Here is a 21,623-nt window from a genome sequence, read left to right as displayed (position 1 = left end):
CCTATCAATTAACCGGAACTGATTAAAAAACCACCAAAACAGCCTCCTGATCCCTTCTATATAGAAGAAGCGACCTAGATAACCCCTGCAGCCCTCAGAGCAGCCACATTGGAGTCCTCCAATCCAAGCACCTCACGCAACACCTGAACCGTATGCTCGCCAAGCAGAGGAGGCGCGCTGCGATACTCCACGGGAGTCTTGGACAATCGGATAGGGCTAGCCACCTGAGGCACCATTCCCGCCAGTGCATGGGGCAACGCCATCGCCAACCCACGCGCCTTGACCTGGGGATCGGCAAACACCTGCGCCAGATCATTGATCGGCCCACATGGCACGCCAACCTGCTCCAACAGCGCCACCCATTCAGCCGTCGTCCTGAACACCGTCGCCTGCCGAATCAACGGAATCAACTGTGCACGGTTGGCCACCCGCATCTTGTTGGAAGAGAAGCGCGGATCATCCGCCCACTGCGGCTGCCCAGCGGCTTCAGCAAACTTTCGAAACTGCCCGTCATTACCCACTGTCAGGATAAAGTCGCCATCGGCAGTAGGAAAATCCTGATACGGCACGATATTCGGATGCGCATTGCCCAAACGCTTCGGCGACACCCCCGTCGTCAGGTAATTCATCGCCTGATTCGCCAGGCATGCCACCTGCACATCCAGCAGCGCCATATCGATATGCTGCCCGCCGCCGTCATGATCCCGATGGGCCAACGCCGCCAGGATCGCCACGGTGGAGTAGAGCCCCGTGAGAATGTCAGTCAACGCCACGCCAACCTTAACAGGCCCGGCCCCGTCATCCCCCTCGGGCCGCCCGGTCAGACTCATGAGCCCGCCCAATCCCTGGATCATGAAGTCATAGCCCGCACGCGCCGCATAAGGCCCCGTCTGGCCAAAACCGGTGATCGAGCAATAGATCAACTCCGGATTGATCTCCTTGAGCGCCTCATAGTCCAACCCATACGCAGCCAGACCACCCACCTTGAAGTTCTCGATCAGAATGTCGGACTTGGCTGCGAGGTCACGCACCAGCTTCTGCCCCTCCGGTCGCGTAAAGTCGATCGTCACAGACTCCTTGTTACGATTGGCCGACAGGTAATACGCCGCTTCACTGGTGTTTTCGCCATAGGCATCCTTAAGGAAGGGCGGCCCCCACGCGCGAGTGTCATCCCCACTGCCTGGCCGTTCGACCTTGATGACCTCAGCCCCAAGGTCCGCAAGAATTTGCCCGGACCACGGCCCCGCCAGCACTCGCGACAGATCCAGTACCCGCAGATGCGAAAGCGCGCCCATACCGAACTCCTATTAATAGAACGCTTGAAGACCGGTTTGCGCACGCCCCAGGATCAACGCGTGCACGTCATGGGTGCCTTCATAGGTGTTGACCACTTCCAGGTTGACCAGATGACGCGCCACCCCGAACTCGTCGGAGATACCGTTACCGCCCAACATGTCCCGCGCCATGCGCGCGATGTCCAAGGACTTGCCACACGAATTGCGCTTCATGATCGACGTGATCTCCACCGCCGCCGTCCCTTCATCCTTCATCCGACCCAACCGCAGGCAGCCTTGCAGCGCCAGGGTGATCTCGGTCTGCATGTCGGCCAGCTTTTTCTGGATCAACTGGGTTGCCGCCAACGGTCGTCCAAACTGCTGACGATCCAGCGTGTATTGGCGTGCGGTGTGCCAGCAAAACTCAGCTGCACCCAACGCCCCCCAGGAGATGCCATAACGCGCCGAGTTAAGGCAGGTGAAAGGCCCCTTCAAACCCCGCACGTCCGGAAAGATGTTCTCTTCCGGCACAAACACGTTGTCCATGACAATTTCGCCAGTGATCGAGGCTCGCAGACCCACCTTGCCGTGAATCGCCGGAGCGCTCAGGCCTTTCCAGCCCTTCTCCAATACAAACCCACGAATGTCGCCTGCATCGTCCTTGCCCCACACCACAAACACATCCGCAATAGGGCTGTTGGTGATCCACATCTTCGCGCCCGTCAGGCTGTAGCCGCCTTCCACTTTGCGCGCACGAGTAATCATCGCGCCCGGGTCGGAACCATGATTCGGCTCGGTCAGACCGAAGCAGCCAATCCACTCACCAGAAGCCAGCTTAGGCAGATACTTCTGCTTCTGTGCTTCGGTACCGAACTCATTGATAGGCACCATCACCAGGGACGACTGAACGCTCATCATCGACCGATAGCCGGAGTCGACACGCTCCACCTCACGGGCGATCAATCCATAGCTGACGTAGTTCAAGCCACTGCCACCGTACTGCTCGGGAATCATCGCCCCCAGCAGGCCGGTTTCGCCCATCTCGCGAAAAATGGCCGGGTCGGTCTTCTCATGGCGAAAGGCTTCGAGCACACGCGGCGCCAGCTTGTCCTGGGCGAACTGCTCAGCGCTGTCACGCACCATGCGCTCTTCTTCGGTGAGCTGTTGATCCAGCAGCAGTGGATCGATCCAGTTGAAGCTTGCCTTGCCAGCCATGAATAAGCCCTCGCGAAGATAAATCAGAAGTCGTGGATGGAGCCTAGGCCGGACGAGCGAGGAGGGCAAACGAGGTTTCTGCATAGGCTTGTGCTAATTTCTCACTTCGAAACACTAAATAGCGCCGCCTATGCGTTTTATATGTGAGGACAAGGTACATGCGCAGAAAAATTCCCAGCACCACCGCCCTGGTCAGCTTTGAAGCGGCGGCCCGCCACGAGAGCTTTACCAAGGCTGCGCAAGAGCTCTCCATCACCCAGGGCGCCATCTGCCGACAAATCGCCGGCCTTGAGGAGTTTTTAAGTGTCGAGCTGTTTCGGCGCTCGCGTCGCGGGGTCAAGTTGACGGAAGCGGGCCTGTCCTACAGCCGTCGCGTTGCTACCCAGCTGGACGCGGTGGAGCGCGATACCTTGTCGGTCATGGGCCAGCAGGGCGCCAACGTGATCGAACTGGCCGTCGTCCCTACGTTCGGCACTCAGTGGCTGATACCCCGACTCAAGGACTTTCAGCGCCAACACCCGGAAGTCACGGTCAACCTCACCAACCGCACGCGTCCGTTCCTGTTTGCCGATACCGACTTCGATGCAGCGATCTACTTCGGTGATGCCGATTGGTCCGGTACAGAATCCCACCGATTGATGGGAGAAAACCCTGTCCCCGTGTGCAGCCCACGGCTGCTGGCCAGCCGCACACAATTTGCCCCGCAGGAAATCGCGGAACTGCCCTTGCTACAACAGACCACCCGGCCTTACGCCTGGCGCCAATGGTTCAACGCCCAGCAACTGAACGTGCCCCGCGACATGACAGGCCCCCGATACGAGCTATTCTCAATGCTGTCCCAGGCAGCCATGCATGACATGGGGATCGCGCTGATCCCGCCGTTCCTTATCCAGCGGGAGTTGGATGAACACCAACTCGTGATTGCAAGTCCCGAGGCGCTGACCAGTTCAAAGGCCTATTACTTGATGATTCCCGACAGAAAAGTCGAATCGGCCTCGCTGCACGCTTTCAGAGACTGGCTGATTGATCAATCACACCGCTATAGCCCCAGTATTTAAAGGACACGAGGCAATTGCTGACTTTGTAGTCAGCAAAAATCAAATCCTACAGATGTACGTATATGTCGCATTTCAGCAGACTGTACCTGCTGACCAAAGATAAGGCCCAAAGCCATGATTTTCATGGCCTTCAGCGACTCTCACAAGCCAATGCCCGACTATTCACATAAGCGATGGCAAAAGACCCGATAAATGCCTGCAGCCCTTTAAACCCCTGTATTTGAAGAGGTTATTTCAAAGCATTGCGACAATCAGTCACAGGGTGACTTGTAGTTAATTTTTCGTCACCCGTCATAATCCCTTGAAGGCCGTAAAGTTCGCCTGCAAAATGCCGCGCCCCGCTGTCATTTCAGCGGGATCGTGCTGATCGGCCGCCCCAGATGCGCCACTCACGGTGCACTGGCCTTTTTACAAAAAGATCAAAAGCAAAAAGATCATGCAGGAGATTTGACGTGCACATTGGTGTTCCTCTCGAAACCCAGACCGGTGAAACGCGGGTGGCTGCCACCCCGGAAACCATCAAGAAGCTGATCGGCCAGGGCCATAAGGTCACTGTACAAAGCGGTGCCGGCATTAAAGCCAGCATCACTGACAGTGCCTATGAAACGGCAGGCGCAACCATTGGCAGCGCCAACGATGCGTTTGGCGCCGAGCTGATTCTCAAGGTGGTGACCCCCAGCGACAGCGAACTTGCGCTGATCAAAAGCGGCACCGTGTTGGTGGGCATGCTCAACCCGTTCAGCAACGAAACCATCGCCAAGCTCGCCGAGCGGGGCATTACTGCCTTTGCCCTCGAAGCTGCACCGCGCACCTCGCGCGCCCAGAGTCTCGACGTGCTGTCCTCCCAGGCCAACATCGCCGGTTACAAAGCCGTGCTGCTCGCCGCTCATCACTATCCGCGCTTCATGCCGATGCTGATGACCGCCGCGGGCACCGTCAAAGCCGCTCGCGTGCTGATCCTGGGCGCCGGCGTGGCGGGCTTGCAGGCCATCGCCACGGCGAAACGCCTGGGTGCGGTGATTGAAGCGTCTGACGTACGCCCGGCCGTAAAAGAGCAGATCGAGTCCCTCGGCGCCAAGTTCGTCGATGTGCCCTACGAAACCGATGAAGAGCGCGAATGCGCCGTCGGCGTCGGCGGTTACGCGCGCCCAATGCCAACCAGCTGGATGCAGCGCCAGGCCCTGGCCGTGCACGAACGCGCCAAGCAGGCCGACATCGTGATCACCACCGCACTGATCCCCGGCCGTAAAGCGCCGACCCTGCTCAGCGCCGACACCGTCGCACAGATGAAACCCGGCTCGGTGGTCATCGACCTCGCGGCCGCCCAGGGTGGCAACTGCCCGCTGACCGTCGCCGACCAAGTGGTAGTGGAGAACGGCGTGATCATCTGCGGCCCGACCAACCTCGCCGGCGCTGTCGCCGCCGACGCGTCAGCCTTGTATGCGCGCAACCTGCTGGACTTCCTGAAGCTGGTCTTCACCAAGGAAGGGCAGTTTGAAATCAACCTCGAAGACGACATCGTCGCCGCGTGCCTGATGTGCCGCGACGGCCAAGTCATCCGCAAAAACGCCTAAGCAGGGATTCAGACGATGGAAGAGCTTATCTCCCCCGGTATCTACAACCTGATCATCTTTGTGCTGGCGATTTATGTCGGTTACCACGTGGTCTGGAACGTCACCCCCGCGCTGCACACACCGTTGATGGCGGTGACCAACGCGATTTCCGCGATCGTGATCGTCGGCGCCATGCTGGCCGCCGCCCTCACCGTGACCCCGCTGGGCAAGACCATGGGCACCCTGGCCGTGGCCCTGGCAGCGGTCAACGTGTTCGGCGGCTTCCTGGTAACCCGCAGGATGCTTGAGATGTTCAAGAAGAAAGCCCCGAAAGTAAAAGAAGAGGCGCCTAAGTAATGAGCATGAATCTGGTAACGACGCTCTACTTGATCGCGTCGATCTGCTTCATCCAGGCCCTCAAAGGCCTGTCGCATCCGACCACGTCGCGTCGCGGCAACCTGTTCGGCATGCTCGGCATGGCGCTGGCGGTGCTTACTACCGTAGGCCTCATCTATAAGCTGGGCGCTGAACTCGCAACAGCCGGTATCGGTTACGTCATTGTTGGCCTGCTGATCGGCGGCACCGCCGGCTCGATCATGGCCAAGCGCGTAGAAATGACCAAGATGCCGGAGCTGGTGGCGTTCATGCACAGCATGATCGGCCTGGCAGCGGTGTTCATCGCGATTGCTGCGGTGGTCGAGCCGCAGTCCCTGGGTATCGTCAAACACCTGGGCGACGCCATCCCTGCGGGCAACCGCCTGGAGCTGTTCCTTGGTGCAGCCATTGGTGCGATTACCTTCTCCGGTTCGGTGATCGCGTTCGGCAAGCTGTCGGGCAAGTATAAGTTCCGCCTGTTCCAGGGCGCACCAGTACAGTTCGGCGGTCAGCACAAGATCAACCTGGTGCTTGGCCTCGCCACCCTGGGCCTGGGCCTGGCGTTCATGTTCACCGGCAACCTCACTGCCTTCGCACTGATGCTGGCCCTGGCGTTCGTGCTGGGTGTGCTGATCATCATCCCGATTGGCGGCGCCGACATGCCGGTGGTGGTGTCGATGCTCAACAGCTACTCCGGCTGGGCAGCAGCAGGTATCGGCTTCTCGCTGAACAACTCGATGCTGATCATCGCTGGCTCCCTGGTGGGCTCCAGCGGTGCGATCCTGTCGTACATCATGTGCAAGGCGATGAACCGTTCCTTCTTTAATGTACTGCTCGGCGGTTTCGGCAATGCGCCGGATGCGGGTGCCGCAGCCGGCTCCAAAGAAGCACGCCCGGTCAAATCCGGCTCGGCCGACGACGCGACCTTCCTGCTGACCAACGCCGACACCGTGATCATCGTTCCAGGCTACGGCCTGGCAGTGGCACGCGCGCAACACGCGCTCAAGGAACTGACCGAGAAACTGACCCACCGCGGCGTGACCGTGAAGTATGCGATCCACCCGGTGGCGGGCCGCATGCCCGGCCATATGAACGTGCTGCTGGCCGAGGCCGAAGTGCCTTACGACCAGGTGTTCGAGATGGAGGACATCAACTCCGAGTTCGGCCAGGCCGACGTGGTGCTGGTGCTGGGCGCGAACGACGTGGTCAACCCGGCCGCCAAGAACGACCCGAACTCGCCGATTGCCGGCATGCCGATCCTGGAAGCGTTCAAGGCCAAGACCATCATTGTCAACAAGCGCTCGATGGCCAGCGGCTATGCCGGCCTGGATAACGAGCTGTTCTATCTGGACAAGACCATGATGGTCTTCGGTGATGCCAAGAAGGTCATCGAAGATATGGTCAAAGCCGTCGAGTAACACTGCTACAGCGCAATACTCAAAACCCCGGCCTCTTGTAGGCTGGGGTTTTTTATTACTGCATGAAACCCGACCAAAGGCTCTAAAACGCTGCCCGGCATTCGACCATGGTAGCGGGCCGAATTTTTTTGAAATCACTAAACTGCGCACCTTGCTTCCGTAGCCTGAGATAAGAATCCATGTACCGTGATCGCATCCGCTTGCCTTCGTTGTTAGACAAGGTCATGAGCGCGGCCGACGCCGCCGCACTGATCGAAGACGGCATGACCGTCGGCATGAGCGGCTTCACCCGCGCCGGTGAAGCCAAGGCCGTGCCCCACGCCCTGGCCGAACGCGCCAAGTCGTCGCCGCTGAAAATCACCCTGATGACCGGCGCCAGCCTGGGCAATGACCTGGACAAGCAACTGACCGAAGCCGGTGTGCTGTCCCGCCGCATGCCATTCCAGGTCGACAGCACGCTGCGCAAGGCGATCAACGCGGGGGAGGTGATGTTCATCGACCAGCACCTGTCGGAAACCGTTGAACAACTGCGCAACAACCAGCTCAAGCTGCCGGACATCGCGGTAATCGAAGCCGTCGCGATCACCGAGCAAGGCCACATCGTGCCGACCACCTCCGTGGGCAACTCCGCCAGCTTCGCGATTTTCGCCAAGCAGGTGATCGTCGAGATCAACCTGGCGCACAACCCCAACCTGGAAGGGCTGCACGACATCTATATCCCAACGTATCGGCCGACCCGCACGCCGATCCCGTTGGTGAAAGTCGACGACCGCATCGGCAGCACCGCAATCCCGATCCCGCCGGAGAAAATCGTCGGCATCGTGATCACCAATCAGGCCGACTCCGCCTCCACCGTAACGCCGCCTGACAGCGACACACAGGGCATCGCCAATCACCTGATCAACTTCCTCAAGCAGGAAGTGGACGCCGGGCGCATGACCAACAAACTCGGTCCGCTGCAGGCCGGGATCGGCAACATCGCCAACGCGGTGATGTGCGGCTTGATCGACTCGCCGTTCGAAGACCTGACCATGTATTCGGAAGTGTTGCAGGACTCCACGTTCGACCTGATCGACGCCGGCAAGCTGAGCTTCGCCTCGGGCAGCTCGATCACCTTGTCCGAGCGGCGCAATGCCGATGTGTTCGGCAACCTGGAACACTACAAGGACAAGCTGGTACTGCGCCCGCAGGAGATTTCCAACCACCCTGAAGTGGTGCGGCGCCTGGGCATCATCGGCATCAATACCGCGCTGGAGTTCGACATCTACGGCAACGTCAACTCCACCCACGTCTGCGGCACGCGGATGATGAACGGCATTGGTGGCTCCGGCGATTTTGCGCGCAATGCGCACCTGGCGATCTTCGTCACCAAGTCGATTGCCAAGGGCGGCGCGATCTCCAGCGTGGTGCCGATGGTCAGCCATGTGGACCATACCGAACATGACGTCGACATCCTGGTGACCGAAGTGGGCCTGGCAGACTTGCGCGGCCTGGCGCCACGCGAACGTGCGCGGGTGATCATCGACAACTGCGTGCACCCGGCGTACCGCGACGCGCTGAACACTTACTTCGATGCCGCCTGCGCCATCGGCGGGCATACCCCGCACATCCTGCGTGAAGCACTGAGCTGGCACATCAACCTGGAAGAAACCGGGCACATGCTCAAGGCGTGATTGATACAGATGCGGGCTGATGCAAACACAGTTTCATCAGCCCGACTCAATCACCCGCACTTCTGTAAAAAACTGTACTGCTGTACTGGTCATTTCCCACCGAAAAATCCCACATCCCTCGTTGAAAATGCCTATTTCGCACTGTTTCAGTGCAGACAGGTACAGTTGCCCCATTTCCGTACAGTACAGCACCCATAAACAGTTAACTGGCCCCTCACAATACAGGTGAACTGTATCTAGAGAGTCTTGCGCCGGAGGAGGATCATTGGCATCAGTTAAACCACTACCTAATCCCGCCACAAGCGGAAGGATGTCATCATGGAACGTACACTCAGTTCCGAACTGTTCTTCGAAGAAAAAGCTGTAAACACCCAGGCCTCCCTGCCTTTGCGCGTTCTCGCCAACCTGATGCTGTGGCAGCGCCGCATCTCCAGCCGCCACCAACTGGCTCGTCTGGATTCGCGTCTGCTGGCTGACGCCGGTATCAGCGAAGCTCAACGCTACGAAGAGCTGAGCAAGCCGTTCTGGCGCTGATTTAGCGCTCGCTGGCCCTGACCTGCCGGGTCCACTGCCAGCAACCTGATTTGTCAAAACAAAGCCCGCCCCGGGCGACCGGAGGCGGGCTTTGTTGTTTCTGGGATTGGGCTTTCTGGCGGCAAAAACAGTAGCCATACACACGGACAGGTACAGTTGAAAAAATATAACAGATAAGCAGTACAATTTGACATCGGTGTATCTGTATCGGTCAAGACGACTCCCCCAACATGGTGTTCCAGGACCTCATGAAAGAAAGGCGCCCACCATGGATACCCAAACCCCCATCTACAAACGCTTGCTCTGCACCCTTGCCAAGTGGGCGCGCCAGGCCCACGAACGGCGCCAGTTGGCGCAACTCGATCCTCGTGAACTGTCGGATCTCGGCATCAGCTCCGCTGATCGAATGACCGAGCTGTCCAAGCCGTTCTGGCGTGACTAGTCGGTCAAGATGCTTTCCGAACGGATAAGCGGCGGCTTAATATCCAGCCACCGCGTGGCGAACTGTGTAGAACAGGCGTCTGATCCCCAATGGCCGCCCTGCGCCACGTTATCCGTTCATCTAAAGGAGTCACCCCATGTCCCGTCTTCGCCTGCTGAGTGCTGCCGCCCTGTTGGCCGTGGCTGCCAACGCCAACGCGACCAGCCTGATCGTGACCACTGACTCGATCGTTGGCGCGCTCAAAGCCACCTCCGACGCCACTTCCGATGCCACCTCGTCCCTGCGTGACAACAAAGTCGTGCGCGCCGCCCGTGACGACGCCGCCAGTTTTGTCGCCAGCGAAGGCGCCATCCGTGGCGTGAAGCTGGAAAGCGCCCTGGCCCAGATCCGCCAACAAGCGCCGCAACTGAACACCGCGACTGACGCCCAACTGGCCCAAGCCATCCTGGCCATCTGACGACACACCGCATGCCTCGGCGCTGGCTCTCGCCGGGGCATTACGCTAGCCTTGACGCTCGTTTTCAGTTGTCGAGTCCCATGGCTTTTTCATACCGCCTTTTAATTGTCCCTGTATTGTTTTCCTCCTGCTGGTCGCTCACGGCTTCCGCCTTTGACGTGACCACCCAGGGCACCGTCGCGAGCGCGTACGCCACCAGCAAGGTGACTTCCGCGCCCTTCGACCGCAAAATCGTGGCCGCCAGGGATGACGCTGCCGCGTTCATCGCCACTGACGGCCAATGGCGGGGAGCACGCCTGGAATCCGCACTGGATTACCTGCGCCGCACCCACCCAAAACTAAACGCCAGCGATCGTGAACTGGCGCAAGCAATTCTCGTCCAATAAACATCTTTGTATTTCGGAGTCACTCCATGCGTAGCCCGCTGATCGCCGCCACCCTAGGCCTACTGTTGTTGGCCGACGTTGCCCAGGCGCATACCTTGGTGGCCACCAGTAACATCATTGTGCGTGCCTCCGGTCGCACCATTGATTTCACCTCGGACACCACCACCTCCATCCGCGACTCCAAAATCGTGCGCGAAGCCCACGATGATGCAGCCAGTTTCGTCGCCAGCAACGGCGAGATTCGCGGCGCACAACTGGAAGCCGCCTTCGATACCCTGCGCACCCGCGTGCCAGAAGCCCGCGACGCCAGCGACCAGACCCTCGCCGAAGCTATCCTCGCGCTGTGAGGCGCCTCGCCGCCTGGCTCCTGGCCGGGACTGTGCTGCTCTGTGCCAGCGCAGCCCAGGCCAGCCTGCAACTGCGGCTCAAGACCGATGGCTTGAGCCCCGCGCAACAGCAGGCCAGCCAGGCATTGCTCGATGAAGCGCTGCGTTCACTGCCGCCGCGCTTCGTCGAACAGTTGGACCGGCAAATCGACGTCGGCTGGACCGACAAGATGCCCGAAAACGCCTACGGCCAGGCGTCGCTGGTGTCCGAACTGGACCTCAACAGCAACCTGCTCGACAGCCTGACCGACGGCAGCGCCGCCACCCAGAAGACCAATCGCCCCCATGGCACCGTGCGCCGGGAAATGCTCGCCACCGTGCTGCATGAACTGACCCACATCTATGACCGTGCACGCCTGTGGTCCAACGACGACCGCGCACTGATCAACCGCTGCAGCCGCCAGAACAAGCTCACCGGCCTGATCGGCCTGCCCGACCAATGCCGTGGCCAGAATGACCGCCGCTTCACCCTCAGCGACGACCCGCGCCTGCTGGACCTCGCCGGCTGGCCGCAATACGTCGGCCGTCGTGGCGAGCGCGAACAGCACAACCGCCAGGTCGCCCGCAGCCCGGACATCTACGAAACCACCAGCCCGCTGGAGTTCGTCGCGGTCAACATGGAGTACTTCCTGCTCGACCCGAGCTACGCCTGCCGTCGCCCCGCGCTGTTCCGTTATTACAAGGAGCACTTCGGCTGGGCGCCGCCGACACAGGACGCCTGCGCGAAGACCTACGCTTTTCTCAACGCCGGCAACGACTTCGCCAAGACCCCGCTGGGCCAGATCGACCCGGAACGCGTCTACGAGATCGACTACCTGCTCGCCGAAGCCAACCAGAACCTGGTCAGCCGTTGGGGCCACAGCATGTTGCGCCTGGTGATCTGTGCGCCTGGCCGCCCGCGCGGTCCGGATTGTCGGCTGGATCTGGATCAGCATCTGGTTTTGTCCTACCGCGCTTTCGTCGGTGACGTACAGCTGTCGAGTTGGGACGGCCTGGTCGGCAAATACCCGTCGCGGCTGTTCGTGCTGCCCCTGGCCCAAGTGATCGACGAGTACACCAAGACCGAACTGCGTGGCCTGGCGTCGGTGCCACTGAAACTCACACGCCAGGAAATCAACGATACCGTCGAGCATGCCGCCGAAATGCACTGGAGCTACGACGGCAGCTACTTCTTCATCTCCAACAACTGTGCGGTCGAAAGCCTGAAACTGTTACGCAGTGGCAGCGCCAACCCCCAACTGACCGGCCTGGACAACATCACCCCCAACGGTTTGCTCGAGGTGTTGAGCGCCCGCGGCCTGGCCGACACCAGCGTGCTCGACGACAAACGCAACGCCTTGCGCCTGGGCTACCACTTCGACTCGTTCCGCGAGCGCTACCAGGCAATGTTCGACGTGCTGCGCAAACACCTGCCGATCAAGCAGACCCAGGTCGAAGACTGGCTATCCCTCAGCGCCGCCGAACGCCGCCCGTGGTTCGACAGCGCCGACCTGCGCACCAGCGCCGCGCTCTTGCTGCTGGAACAAGCGAGCTATCGCAAGCAACTGATGCTCGCCCAGGACGAAGTCAAACAACGCTACCTGGGTGCCCGCGAGCTGAAAAACGGCGGCATGGAAAAGGCCAACAACACCCTGCAACAGATCCTCGCCAACAGCGGCTTCCTCAGCCGCCCGGCGGAGCTGCTGGGCAGCACTGGCTACGGCCTGCCGCAACCGTCGGAAGCCAAGCGCCTGGAATCGGAAAGCGCCGAGCGCCAGAAACAGCTGCAATCCCTGACCGGCGACCTGGATAAAGAGGTGAGGGCACTGCTCGATCCGGCCCGGGCCGATGAGATTGCTGCGTGTGAGGCCAACCTCAAGCAGGTGGGTGAGCATCTAAGAGCCCTGCACAAAGCCGCTGGCGGCCTCGAACTACCCTAAGAACTCCAGCCAAACATACTCCAAATGTGGGAGCGGGCTTGCTCGCGAAAGCGCAGTGTCAGTCGATGCATCATCAACTGACGGACTGCATTCGCGAGCAAGCCCGCTCCCACATTTGGATCTGCATAAATCCCAAGATTGTGCCTCTTCCCTTCATCACCTGTTTTCCCGACGAAAGCTGGCTGAAAGCTTTCCCGTCTAGGATCGCCCCCACTGCCGGCAACAGACCGGCTGTTAACAACAACAATGGTGATTCCCGATGTCCGCCCGTACCCGCCTGTTCGCCCCGACTCCACCCGTACGCCTCGTGCCTTTCGTTCTGCGCTGAGCCCCACCCGGTTCGCCATTCCCTAGCCGCGCTACGCCTGGAGTATTCCTATGCTGACTTTCCTTGGCTTTGCCATGGTCATCACGTTCATGTTCCTGATCATGACCAAGCGCCTGTCCGCGCTGATCGCCCTGATCATCGTGCCGATCCTGTTCGCCCTGTTCGGCGGTTTCGCACCCGAGATCGGCCCGATGATGCTTGCGGGCATCACCAAGCTGGCGCCGACCGGCGTGATGCTGATGTTCGCGATTCTCTACTTTGCCCTGATGATCGACTCCGGCCTGTTCGACCCGGCGGTGCGCAAGATCCTCAAAATGGTCAAGGGCGACCCGCTCAAAGTCTCGGTCGGCACCGCCGTACTGGCCCTGGTCGTGTCCCTCGACGGTGACGGCGCCACCACCTACATGATCTGCGTGGCCGCCATGCTGCCGCTGTACCAGCGCATCGGCATGAGCCCGCGGATCATGGCCGGCCTGATCATCCTCGCCGGTGGCGTGATGAACATGACGCCTTGGGGCGGCCCGACCGCCCGTGCCGCCAGTGCACTGCATGTAGACCCGTCGGATATTTTCGTTCCCATGATCCCGGCGATGGCCGCCGGCGTGGTCGCGATCCTGGTGATTGCCTACATGTACGGCAAGCGCGAACGTGCCCGCCTGGGTGAACTGCACCTGCAAGGCGACGAAATCGACCACAGCGAGATCAGCGTGTCGCAATACCCGGACGCCCGCCGTCCGAAACTGATCTGGTTCAACGGCGCGCTGACCTTCGCCCTGATGTGCACCCTGATCGCGGGCCTGTTGCCGCTGCCGGTGCTGTTCATGGTGGCGTTCAGTATCGCGATGATCGTCAACTATCCGTGCCTGCAGCAGCAGAAAGACCGCGTCGCCGCTCATGCCGGTAGCGTTCTGGCAGTGGTCGGGCTGATCTTCGCAGCAGGCATCTTCACTGGCATCCTGTCGGGCACCGGCATGGTCGATGCCATGTCCAAGAGCTTGCTGGCAGTCATCCCTGACGCGCTGGGCCCTTACCTGGCGGTGATCACCGCGCTGGTGAGCATGCCATTCACCTTCTTCATGTCCAACGATGCGTTCTACTACGGCGTACTGCCAGTACTCGCCGAAGCCGCCAGCCACTACGGCATCACTGCCGTGGAAATGGCCCGCGCCTCGATCGTTGGCCAGCCGGTGCACTTGCTCAGCCCGTTGGTACCATCGACTTACCTGCTGGTGGCCCTGGCCGGTATCGAGTTCGGCGATCACCAACGCTTCACCCTCAAGTGGGCAGTGCTGGTATGCCTGTGCATAATGTTCGCCGCATTGCTGATGGGGATTTTTCCGCTGTTCAGCACTCTATAATCGTTCAACCCAACTGCGCCGGCCCTAAGCCGGCGCGGTCTAACACACGCGCAAAGGAATACACATGGAATGGCTGACCAATCCGGAAATCTGGATTGCCTTCTTCACCCTGACGGCTCTCGAGATCGTCCTGGGCATCGATAACATCATCATGATTTCGATCCTGGTCAGCCGCATGCCCAAGCACATGCAGGCGCGCACCCGGATTTTCGGCCTGGCCCTGGCTATGGTCACCCGGATCCTGTTGCTGCTTTCGATCACCTGGGTCATGCGACTGACCGCCGATCTGTTTGTGGTCTTCGGCCAAGGCATTTCCGGTCGCGACCTGATCCTGTTCTTCGGTGGCCTGTTCCTGCTGTGGAAAAGCTCCCAGGAGATGTACCACGCGCTGGAAGGCGAAGACGAAACCCACGACGAGCCGAAGGGCGCCGGTGGCAAGTTCATCTACACCATCATCCAGATCGCCATCATCGACATCGTGTTCTCCCTGGACTCGGTGATCACTGCGGTCGGCATGGTCTCCCATGTACCGGTCATGGTCGCTGCGATCGTCGTTGCGGTACTGGTGATGATGCTGGCCGCCGGCACCATTAGCGACTTCATCGACAAGCACCCGTCGCTGAAAATGCTCGCGCTGTCGTTCCTGCTGGTAGTGGGTACGGTACTGATCGCCGAAGCCTTCGATGTGCATGTGCCAAAAGGCTACGTCTACTTCGCCATGGCGTTCTCGCTGGCAGTGGAAGCGGTGAACATCAAGATGCGCACCGCCATCGCGAAAAAGAAGAAACAGCAGGACCCAGTGAAACTGCGCAAAGACATTCCGGGTCAATAAACCCGAGCCAGTCAAAAAAGGGGCTTTATGAGCCCCTTTTTTTGTCTGCAAAAAGCTGATTTCATGACAGTTTTGTTTCAATCACCATTTCAGCTATGCGATGCTGGCGCGCACGCCATTAGCCAACTACAGCTTAACTACAAGACGTAGAGCGGCACGCGGCAACTTTCCTACGCTTCTCTTGAAGCGCACCTACACGGGGGGCCGAGCATGCTGACCTTGCTCAATCTGCTTTCCGCCGTGACCCTGCTGATCTGGGGCACGCATATCGTCCGAACCGGCATCCTGCGGGTTTACGGTTCCAACCTGCGCCAAGTCATCGGGCAGAACATGTCCAAGCGCTGGCTGGCGTTTGTCGCCGGTATCCTGGTGACCGCCATGGTGCAGAGCAGCAACGCCACAGCAATGCTGGTGACCTCATTCGTCGGCCAAGGGTTGATGGGGCTGATGCCCGCCCTGGCCACCATGCTTGGCGCCGATGTCGGCACGGCGCTGATGGCGCGGGTGCTGACCTTTGACTTGTCCTGGCTCTCGCCGCTGCTGATTTTTCTTGGAGTGATTTTCTTCCTGTCGCGCAAACAGACGCGGGCAGGGCAGTTGGGTCGCGTTGGCATCGGCCTGGGCCTGATCGTGTTGGCGCTGCAATTGATCGTCGAAGCCGCCGGTCCGATTACCCACGCCCAGGGCGTCAAAGTCATCTTCGCCTCGCTGACCGGCGACATCCTGCTGGATGCCTTGGTCGGCGCCTTGTTCGCGATGATTTCCTACTCCAGCCTGGCCGCCGTCCTACTCACCGCGACCCTGGCCGGCGCCGGCGTGATCAGCCTGCACGTGGCCATCGGCCTGGTGATCGGCGCCAACATCGGCAGCGGCGTACTGGCCTTCCTCGGTACCAGCATGCAAAACGCCGCCGGGCGCCAGGTGGCGCTGGGCAGCCTGCTGTACAAATTGATCGGCCTGTTGCTGATCATCCCGGTACTCGACCCTCTCGTACGCTGGATGGATGGCCTGGACTACGGCGTCCAAGGCATGGTCATCACCTTCCACCTGCTCTACAACGTCAGCCGCTGCCTGATCCTGCTGCCGACCATCGGCCCGATGGCACGCCTGTGCGCCTGGTTGCTGCCCGAACGGGAAGAGCTCAACGGCAAGGCCAAGCCGCGCCACCTCGACCTTGCCGCCCTGGCCACGCCAAGCCTGGCCCTGGCCAACGCCGCCCGCGAGACCCTGCGCCTGGGCGACCTGATCGACAACATGCTGACCTCAATGCAGGAAGTACTGCGCGGCAAACAAACCGCCATCACCCAGGAGATGCGCAGCCTCAGCGATGACGTCGAAGCGCTGTACAGCGCGATCAAACTCTACCTGGCGCAAATGCCCCGCGAAGACCTCAGCGAGCAGGACAGCCGGCGCTGGGCCGAGATCATCGAGTTGTCGATCAACCTCAAGCTGGCGGGCGACCTGATCGAACGCATGCTGCGCAAAGTCCAGCAGCAGAAGACCTCCCAGCGTCGCCAGTTCTCCGAAATCGGCCTGGAAGAACTGTCCGACCTGCACAGCCAACTGATCGCCAACCTGCGCCTGGGCCTGTCAGTGTTCCTCAGCGCCGATCCGGAAAGTGCTCGCCAATTGCTGCGCGAGAAACGCCGCTTTCGCGCCCAGGAACGGCGCCTGGCCCACGCCCATGTCAGCCGTTTGCAGCGCAAGATCGTACAGAGCCTGGAGACCAGCTCCCTGCACCTGGAGCTGATTGCCGACATGAAACGCCTCAACTCGTTGTTTTGCAGCAGCGCCTATGTCGTGTTGGAAACGTCCGAGACCGGCGCGCTCTCTGCCGAAGATATTGCCGACATCACACATTCGCCCTGAACGTACGATGGCCCGCGAAGTCAGTTAAAACTGACCTCACTCGCCAGGAAGCTTGTTATGCGTCGCCTGTTATTTATCTGCCTGCTCATGGGCTCTGCCCACGCCTACGCCTTTGACCGCCTGCAAGTGGAGGGCTACACCTTGCCCAACGGCCTGCAGTTGCTGCTCAAGCCGGGCACCGAGCGTGGGCATGTGGCGATCCGCCTGGTGGTCGGTGTGGGCCTGGATGACTTCCCCTGCGAGGAAAAGGAACTGCCGCACCTGCTCGAACACTTGCTGTTCAGCGGCATCGACGGCGGCGGCGAAGGCGACCTGGAAGACCGCATGCAAGCCCTCGGCGGCGAGTGGAACGCCTACACCAGCAACGCCGATACCACCTTCGTGATCGAAGCCCCGGCGCAAAACCAGCGCAAGGTCCTCGACCTGCTGCTGGCGATCATCACCCGCACCGAACTGACCGAGGCCAATATCAATGCGGCCAAGCAAGTGGTGGAGCGCGAAGACGGCGGCCATTACTCGCACCTGCAACGTCTGCTCGACCGCCAGGACCTCGGCCATACCGCCAGCAACCAACTGGCCGTCGAACTGGGGCTCAAATGCGCGGAACGCGCCGAAGTCGGCCAACTGACCCGCGATCAGTTGGAAACACTGCGTAAACACTGGTACGCACCCAACAACATGACCCTGATCATCGTCGGCGACCTCGACAAACTCCTACCCGCCTACCTGGAACGCACCTACGGCCAACTCGACCCGGTCGACCCCACCGAACACCCCGAGCTGCCGCAGATCCAGCACGCCGCCGCCAACCACCGCGAACTGATCCACGGCTGGGTCGGCAACAGCGCCAAGCTGCACTGGCTGTTCCCCGAGCCGGTACTGGACGAGCAGCACGACGAGACCTACGACCTGCTCAAGGACTATCTCGACTGGGCGCTGTACCGCCAGCTGCGCCTCAAACACACCTTGTCCTACGGCCCCTGGAGCGAACGCGAAGTGCTCGGCGGCGTCGGTTTCCTCAGCCTGAATGCCGACCTGGAGCGGGAAAACCTCCCCCAAGCCGAACAGGTGCTGAAAAACCTGCAGACACGACTGCTAAAGGATGGCCTCGACCCCGCCGTATTCGCCCGCGTGCAAAACGCCGCCATTGCCCGACAGGCCTGGGCCGTGCAGGGCAACAGCGCCCTGGCCGATTACTACTGGAGCGCGGCGGGCGACTATAACAACGGCCACTTCAGCGACCCGGTCAAACGCATCAAGGCCGTGAGCCTGGACCAGGCCAACGGCGCCATGCGCCAAGTGTTCAAACAGCCGGGCTACTGGCGCATCGAAAAACCGCTGCTGAGCTACAACATGCTGAACTGGATCGGCGCCGGGTTGCTCGGGCTGATTGCCATTGTATTGATCAGCGTGCGGGTTTATCGCAAACGGATCGCGTAATCGGGCACCGGACCCAGGACTAAGACGTTATTCTGTCTGGGATTTTTCCTACAAAGACTGCGAACCGCCGAATGCAAAACCTGACCCGCTTGATCACCCGCATCCTCGAACTGATGAAGCGCTACCCAGGGGTGATTGCACTCGGCGGCTTTATCTCGGGTGTGTGCAGCTTCATTCTGGTGGATCGCCAGCAGGGCATGGCCAGTTGGATCGCGGTGATCATGCTGGTGAGCTGGTTGTGGCTGATGCTGGAGAACAGCTTTACCCAGCTGTTCACCAAGGTCTTCAAGCGGGAAATCCCCGAGCCGCTGCTGCGCTACGCGACCCAGATGATCCACCAGGAAAGCCTGTTCTTCGTATTGCCATTCTTTTTCGTCACCACTGCCTGGAACAGCGGCCAATCGGTGTTCACCGGCCTGCTCGGCGCGGCAGCGCTGGTGTCGATCGTCGACCCGCTGTACTACAAGTGGCTGGCACCCAAGCGCTCGTTGTTCCTCGCGCTGCACACCCTGACCCTGTTTGCCGCGCTGCTCACCGCGTTGCCGATCATCCTGCACCTGACCACCGCCGAAAGTTACAAGCTCGCCCTGGGCGTCGCCATGGCGTTGTCGATCCCAAGCCTGGCGGTGAGCCTGCCGCTGCGCAGCCTCAAGGGCTGGGTGATGCTGCTGGGGGTCACTGCCACGATTGGTTGCGCGGGCTGGTTCCTACGCAGTTGGGTACCGCCGGCCACCCTGTGGCTGACAGAAGTGGCCATCAGCACCCAACTGCAAGACCGCACGCCCGGCGATGACCTCAAGCAAGTCAGCCTCGCCCAACTGCGCAGCGACGGGCTCTACGCCTACACCGCGATCAACGCCCCGCGTGGCCTGGACGAGCGGATCTACCACGTGTGGAAATTCAATGGCAAAGAGGTCGACCGCATCGCCCTGGACATCCACGGCGGCCGCAAGGAAGGCTATCGCGCCTGGACCCACAAGCAGAATTTCCCCGGCGATGCCGTCGGCCGCTGGCAGGTGCAAGTGCTGACCGAAGACGGCCAAGTGATCGGCGTACTGCGGTTCAAAGTCGTCGAAGCAGCACAAACGGACAACCCAAAGTAGGTAGGTTCGTGCTATTACGTAGGAATTGTGGATAGCCAAACAAGCTCGGAGCTTATGACCAGTAGTACCACGGCCGGCGCAGCCCATCTCGATACGTCCTCCACTCCGCCGTTACTCAAGATTACGGGGGACTGGACGCTTGCCCACTACGCAAACCTGAAAAAGCTGTCGGACAAGCTCGACGGCCAATACGACGCCGGCGCACGCATCGACCTTAACGGCCTCGGCGCCCTGGACACCGCCGGTGCGTCGTTGCTGGTGGAACTGCTGGGCCCCACCCGTATCGAGCAATCCGCCGAACAGACCGATTGCAGCCTGTCTGCCGCCGACCGCGCACTGCTCAAGACCGTCTACCGCTCCCTCAATGACTTCTGCGTACCCGATAAAGCCCCAGAAGAAGCCACCGGCATCCAGGTGCTGGCACGCATTGGCCGGGCGGTGGACAAGGTCTGGATCGACAGCAAGCAATTGCTCGGCTTTATCGGCCTGATCCTGGAGACCTTGGCCCGCGGCATTTTCCGGCCCAAGCGCTGGCGCATCACGCCGATGGTCGCGCATATCGAACAGACCGGCCTGGATGCCGCGCCCATCGTCGCCTTGCTCACCTTCCTGGTCGGCGCCGTGGTGGCGTTCCTCGGTGCGACGGTGCTCAAGAGCTTTGGCGCAACGATATTCACCGTGGACCTGGTGGCGTTTTCTTTCCTACGGGAATTCGGCGTATTGCTGACTGCAATCCTGATCGCCGGCCGCACCGCCAGTGCCTTTACCGCACAAATCGGCTCGATGAAGGCCAACGAAGAAATCGACGCGATCCGCACCCTCGGCCTGGACCCCATGGAGTTGCTGGTGCTGCCACGCGTGCTGGCACTGCTGGTGTCGCTGCCGATGCTGACGTTTCTGGCGATGCTGTCAGGGATAGTCGGCGGCGGCGTGGTGTGTGCCGTGGCGCTGGATATTTCCCCGGCGATGTTTCTCTCGCTGCTCAAATCCGACATTGGCGTACAGCATTTCCTGGTGGGCATGGTGAAAGCGCCGATCTTCGCGTTCCTGATCGCAGCCATCGGCTGCCTGGAAGGCTTCAAGGTCAGCGGCAGTGCCGAGTCGGTCGGCGCCCACACCACCTCCAGCGTGGTGCAATCGATCTTTGTGGTGATTGTGCTGGATGCGGTCGCCGCGCTGTTCTTCATGGAGATGAGCTGGTGAGTCGCCTGCACCGAGCGCCCAGTGAGGCGGTGATTGAAGTGCGCGGGCTGTGCAATCGCTTTGGCAGCCAGAGCGTGCACGAGAACCTCGACCTGGATTTGTACAAGGGCGAGATCCTCGCGGTGGTCGGCGGTTCCGGCAGCGGCAAGTCGGTGCTGTTGCGCAGCATCGTCGGCTTGCGGCGGCCCAGTGAAGGCGAAGTGCGGGTGTTCGGCAAGAACCTGCCGAGCCTGGAGGAGCATGAACGTTCGTTGGTGGAACGGCGCTTCGGCGTGCTGTTCCAGAAGGGCGCGCTGTTTTCCTCGTTGACCGTCACCGAGAACGTCGCCCTGCCGTTGATCGAACACGCCGGCCTCAGCCGCCGTGACGCCGAGCACTTGGCAGCGGTCAAGCTCGCACTGGCCGGGCTGCCCCTGTCAGCGGCCGACAAATACCCGGCGTCGCTGTCCGGCGGCATGATCAAGCGCGCCGCCCTGGCACGTGCGTTGGCCCTGGACCCGGACATCCTGTTCCTTGACGAACCCACCGCCGGCCTCGACCCGATTGGCGCGGCACAATTCGACCAACTGATCCTGACCCTGCGCGATGCGCTGGGCCTGAGTGTGTTCCTGGTCACCCACGACCTGGACACGCTGTACACCATCACCGACCGCGTGGCGGTGTTGGCGCAAAAGAAAGTGCTGGTGGCGGATGCCATCGATGTCGTCTCGGAAACCGATGACGCCTGGATTCACGAATATTTCCACGGCCCCCGGGGCCGTGCGGCATTGGATGCCGCTCAACCGCTCAACGAGGTATGA

20 protein-coding genes are annotated in these 21,623 nt (G+C 60.7%); 18 read left to right on the top strand and 2 right to left on the bottom strand.

Translation table 11 applies throughout. From position 1 onward, the window contains the following. Positions 1–74: 74 nt before the first annotated feature. The gene (locus LIY36_RS03600) at positions 75–1,295 is read right to left on the bottom strand and encodes a CaiB/BaiF CoA transferase family protein (protein WP_226454817.1); all 1,221 of its coding nucleotides are present in this window, start codon (positions 1,293–1,295) and stop codon (positions 75–77) included. Positions 1,296–1,307: 12 nt separating this feature from the next. Then, complete coding sequence (locus LIY36_RS03595; RefSeq protein ID WP_010207882.1) at positions 1,308–2,489, bottom strand: acyl-CoA dehydrogenase; 1,182 nt, start codon at positions 2,487–2,489, stop codon at positions 1,308–1,310. 158 nt (positions 2,490–2,647) lie between these two features. Between LIY36_RS03595 and LIY36_RS03590 the strand changes: the two genes are divergently transcribed. The 18 genes from LIY36_RS03590 to LIY36_RS03505 all read left to right on the top strand — a co-directional run bounded on the left by LIY36_RS03590 (position 2,648) and on the right by LIY36_RS03505 (position 21,623). Next, complete coding sequence (locus tag LIY36_RS03590; protein WP_226454816.1) at positions 2,648–3,547, top strand: LysR family transcriptional regulator; 900 nt, start codon at positions 2,648–2,650, stop codon at positions 3,545–3,547. 452 nt (positions 3,548–3,999) lie between these two features. Then, positions 4,000–5,121, top strand: a complete 1,122-nt coding sequence (locus tag LIY36_RS03585; protein ID WP_226454815.1) for a Re/Si-specific NAD(P)(+) transhydrogenase subunit alpha — start codon at positions 4,000–4,002, stop codon at positions 5,119–5,121. A gap of 15 nt (positions 5,122–5,136) precedes the next feature. Continuing rightward, positions 5,137–5,457 (top strand): NAD(P) transhydrogenase subunit alpha, encoded by a 321-nt coding sequence (locus LIY36_RS03580; protein ID WP_003187417.1) that lies wholly within the window; start codon positions 5,137–5,139, stop codon positions 5,455–5,457. Beyond that, on the top strand, positions 5,457–6,893 hold the full coding sequence (locus LIY36_RS03575) for an NAD(P)(+) transhydrogenase (Re/Si-specific) subunit beta (RefSeq protein ID WP_192298230.1): 1,437 nt from the start codon (positions 5,457–5,459) through the stop codon (positions 6,891–6,893). The genes LIY36_RS03580 and LIY36_RS03575 overlap by 1 nt, the downstream gene beginning before the upstream one ends. Positions 6,894–7,072: 179 nt before the next feature. Continuing rightward, on the top strand, positions 7,073–8,566 hold the full coding sequence (locus tag LIY36_RS03570; protein ID WP_192298229.1) for an acetyl-CoA hydrolase/transferase family protein: 1,494 nt from the start codon (positions 7,073–7,075) through the stop codon (positions 8,564–8,566). Positions 8,567–8,884: 318 nt separating this feature from the next. Next, positions 8,885–9,100 (top strand): DUF1127 domain-containing protein, encoded by a 216-nt coding sequence (locus tag LIY36_RS03565; RefSeq protein WP_003187413.1) that lies wholly within the window; start codon positions 8,885–8,887, stop codon positions 9,098–9,100. A gap of 268 nt (positions 9,101–9,368) precedes the next feature. Continuing rightward, a complete protein-coding gene (locus LIY36_RS03560) occupies positions 9,369–9,542 on the top strand; it encodes a DUF1127 domain-containing protein (protein ID WP_226454814.1) in 174 nt (57 codons plus the stop codon). Between the two features lie 136 nt (positions 9,543–9,678). Then, positions 9,679–9,999: a DUF2388 domain-containing protein gene (locus tag LIY36_RS03555; protein WP_192298227.1), complete on the top strand. Its 321-nt coding sequence runs from the start codon at positions 9,679–9,681 to the stop codon at positions 9,997–9,999. Positions 10,000–10,079: 80 nt separating this feature from the next. After that, a complete protein-coding gene (locus tag LIY36_RS03550; RefSeq protein WP_226454813.1) occupies positions 10,080–10,385 on the top strand; it encodes a DUF2388 domain-containing protein in 306 nt (101 codons plus the stop codon). 26 nt (positions 10,386–10,411) lie between these two features. Next, entirely contained in the window at positions 10,412–10,732 is a 321-nt protein-coding gene (locus LIY36_RS03545; protein WP_192298225.1) for a DUF2388 domain-containing protein, read from the top strand. Next, entirely contained in the window at positions 10,729–12,690 is a 1,962-nt protein-coding gene (locus LIY36_RS03540) for a DUF7844 domain-containing protein (protein ID WP_192298224.1), read from the top strand. Before LIY36_RS03545 ends, LIY36_RS03540 begins: the two co-directional genes overlap by 4 nt. 378 nt (positions 12,691–13,068) lie before the next feature. After that, complete coding sequence (locus LIY36_RS03535; RefSeq protein WP_192298223.1) at positions 13,069–14,376, top strand: CitMHS family transporter; 1,308 nt, start codon at positions 13,069–13,071, stop codon at positions 14,374–14,376. A gap of 64 nt (positions 14,377–14,440) precedes the next feature. After that, positions 14,441–15,208, top strand: coding sequence for a TerC family protein (locus tag LIY36_RS03530; protein WP_192298222.1), 768 nt, complete (start codon positions 14,441–14,443; stop codon positions 15,206–15,208). A gap of 210 nt (positions 15,209–15,418) precedes the next feature. Next, positions 15,419–17,077: a Na/Pi cotransporter family protein gene (locus LIY36_RS03525; protein ID WP_226454812.1), complete on the top strand. Its 1,659-nt coding sequence runs from the start codon at positions 15,419–15,421 to the stop codon at positions 17,075–17,077. A 57-nt stretch (positions 17,078–17,134) separates the two neighbouring features. Beyond that, a complete protein-coding gene (locus LIY36_RS03520; RefSeq protein WP_226454811.1) occupies positions 17,135–18,517 on the top strand; it encodes a M16 family metallopeptidase in 1,383 nt (460 codons plus the stop codon). Between the two features lie 71 nt (positions 18,518–18,588). Then, positions 18,589–19,620 (top strand): DUF5924 family protein, encoded by a 1,032-nt coding sequence (locus LIY36_RS03515; RefSeq protein ID WP_226454810.1) that lies wholly within the window; start codon positions 18,589–18,591, stop codon positions 19,618–19,620. Between the two features lie 54 nt (positions 19,621–19,674). After that, complete coding sequence (locus LIY36_RS03510; RefSeq protein WP_192298218.1) at positions 19,675–20,823, top strand: ABC transporter permease; 1,149 nt, start codon at positions 19,675–19,677, stop codon at positions 20,821–20,823. Beyond that, positions 20,820–21,623 carry an ABC transporter ATP-binding protein gene (locus LIY36_RS03505; protein WP_442962204.1) on the top strand — a complete coding sequence of 268 codons (804 nt, stop codon included), beginning with the start codon at positions 20,820–20,822 and terminating at the stop codon, positions 21,621–21,623. The genes LIY36_RS03510 and LIY36_RS03505 overlap by 4 nt, the downstream gene beginning before the upstream one ends.

Source organism: Pseudomonas sp. AF03-9 (genome assembly GCF_020515815.1).
GTDB lineage: Bacteria > Pseudomonadota > Gammaproteobacteria > Pseudomonadales > Pseudomonadaceae > Aquipseudomonas.
Note: the sequence above shows the minus strand (reverse complement) of the source record. Positions and strands in the feature narration are given on the sequence as shown.

Coding starts and splice junctions, on each gene's coding strand:
- LIY36_RS03560 (WP_226454814.1), top strand. CDS start 9,369: ATGGATACCCAAACCCCCATCTACAAACGCTTGCTCTGCACCCTTGCC.
- LIY36_RS03555 (WP_192298227.1), top strand. CDS start 9,679: ATGTCCCGTCTTCGCCTGCTGAGTGCTGCCGCCCTGTTGGCCGTGGCT.
- LIY36_RS03595 (WP_010207882.1), bottom strand. CDS start 2,489: ATGGCTGGCAAGGCAAGCTTCAACTGGATCGATCCACTGCTGCTGGAT.
- LIY36_RS03590 (WP_226454816.1), top strand. CDS start 2,648: ATGCGCAGAAAAATTCCCAGCACCACCGCCCTGGTCAGCTTTGAAGCG.
- LIY36_RS03535 (WP_192298223.1), top strand. CDS start 13,069: ATGCTGACTTTCCTTGGCTTTGCCATGGTCATCACGTTCATGTTCCTG.
- LIY36_RS03575 (WP_192298230.1), top strand. CDS start 5,457: ATGAGCATGAATCTGGTAACGACGCTCTACTTGATCGCGTCGATCTGC.
- LIY36_RS03600 (WP_226454817.1), bottom strand. CDS start 1,295: ATGGGCGCGCTTTCGCATCTGCGGGTACTGGATCTGTCGCGAGTGCTG.
- LIY36_RS03570 (WP_192298229.1), top strand. CDS start 7,073: ATGTACCGTGATCGCATCCGCTTGCCTTCGTTGTTAGACAAGGTCATG.
- LIY36_RS03530 (WP_192298222.1), top strand. CDS start 14,441: ATGGAATGGCTGACCAATCCGGAAATCTGGATTGCCTTCTTCACCCTG.
- LIY36_RS03520 (WP_226454811.1), top strand. CDS start 17,135: ATGCGTCGCCTGTTATTTATCTGCCTGCTCATGGGCTCTGCCCACGCC.
- LIY36_RS03550 (WP_226454813.1), top strand. CDS start 10,080: ATGGCTTTTTCATACCGCCTTTTAATTGTCCCTGTATTGTTTTCCTCC.
- LIY36_RS03565 (WP_003187413.1), top strand. CDS start 8,885: ATGGAACGTACACTCAGTTCCGAACTGTTCTTCGAAGAAAAAGCTGTA.
- LIY36_RS03510 (WP_192298218.1), top strand. CDS start 19,675: ATGACCAGTAGTACCACGGCCGGCGCAGCCCATCTCGATACGTCCTCC.
- LIY36_RS03515 (WP_226454810.1), top strand. CDS start 18,589: ATGCAAAACCTGACCCGCTTGATCACCCGCATCCTCGAACTGATGAAG.
- LIY36_RS03580 (WP_003187417.1), top strand. CDS start 5,137: ATGGAAGAGCTTATCTCCCCCGGTATCTACAACCTGATCATCTTTGTG.
- LIY36_RS03545 (WP_192298225.1), top strand. CDS start 10,412: ATGCGTAGCCCGCTGATCGCCGCCACCCTAGGCCTACTGTTGTTGGCC.
- LIY36_RS03525 (WP_226454812.1), top strand. CDS start 15,419: ATGCTGACCTTGCTCAATCTGCTTTCCGCCGTGACCCTGCTGATCTGG.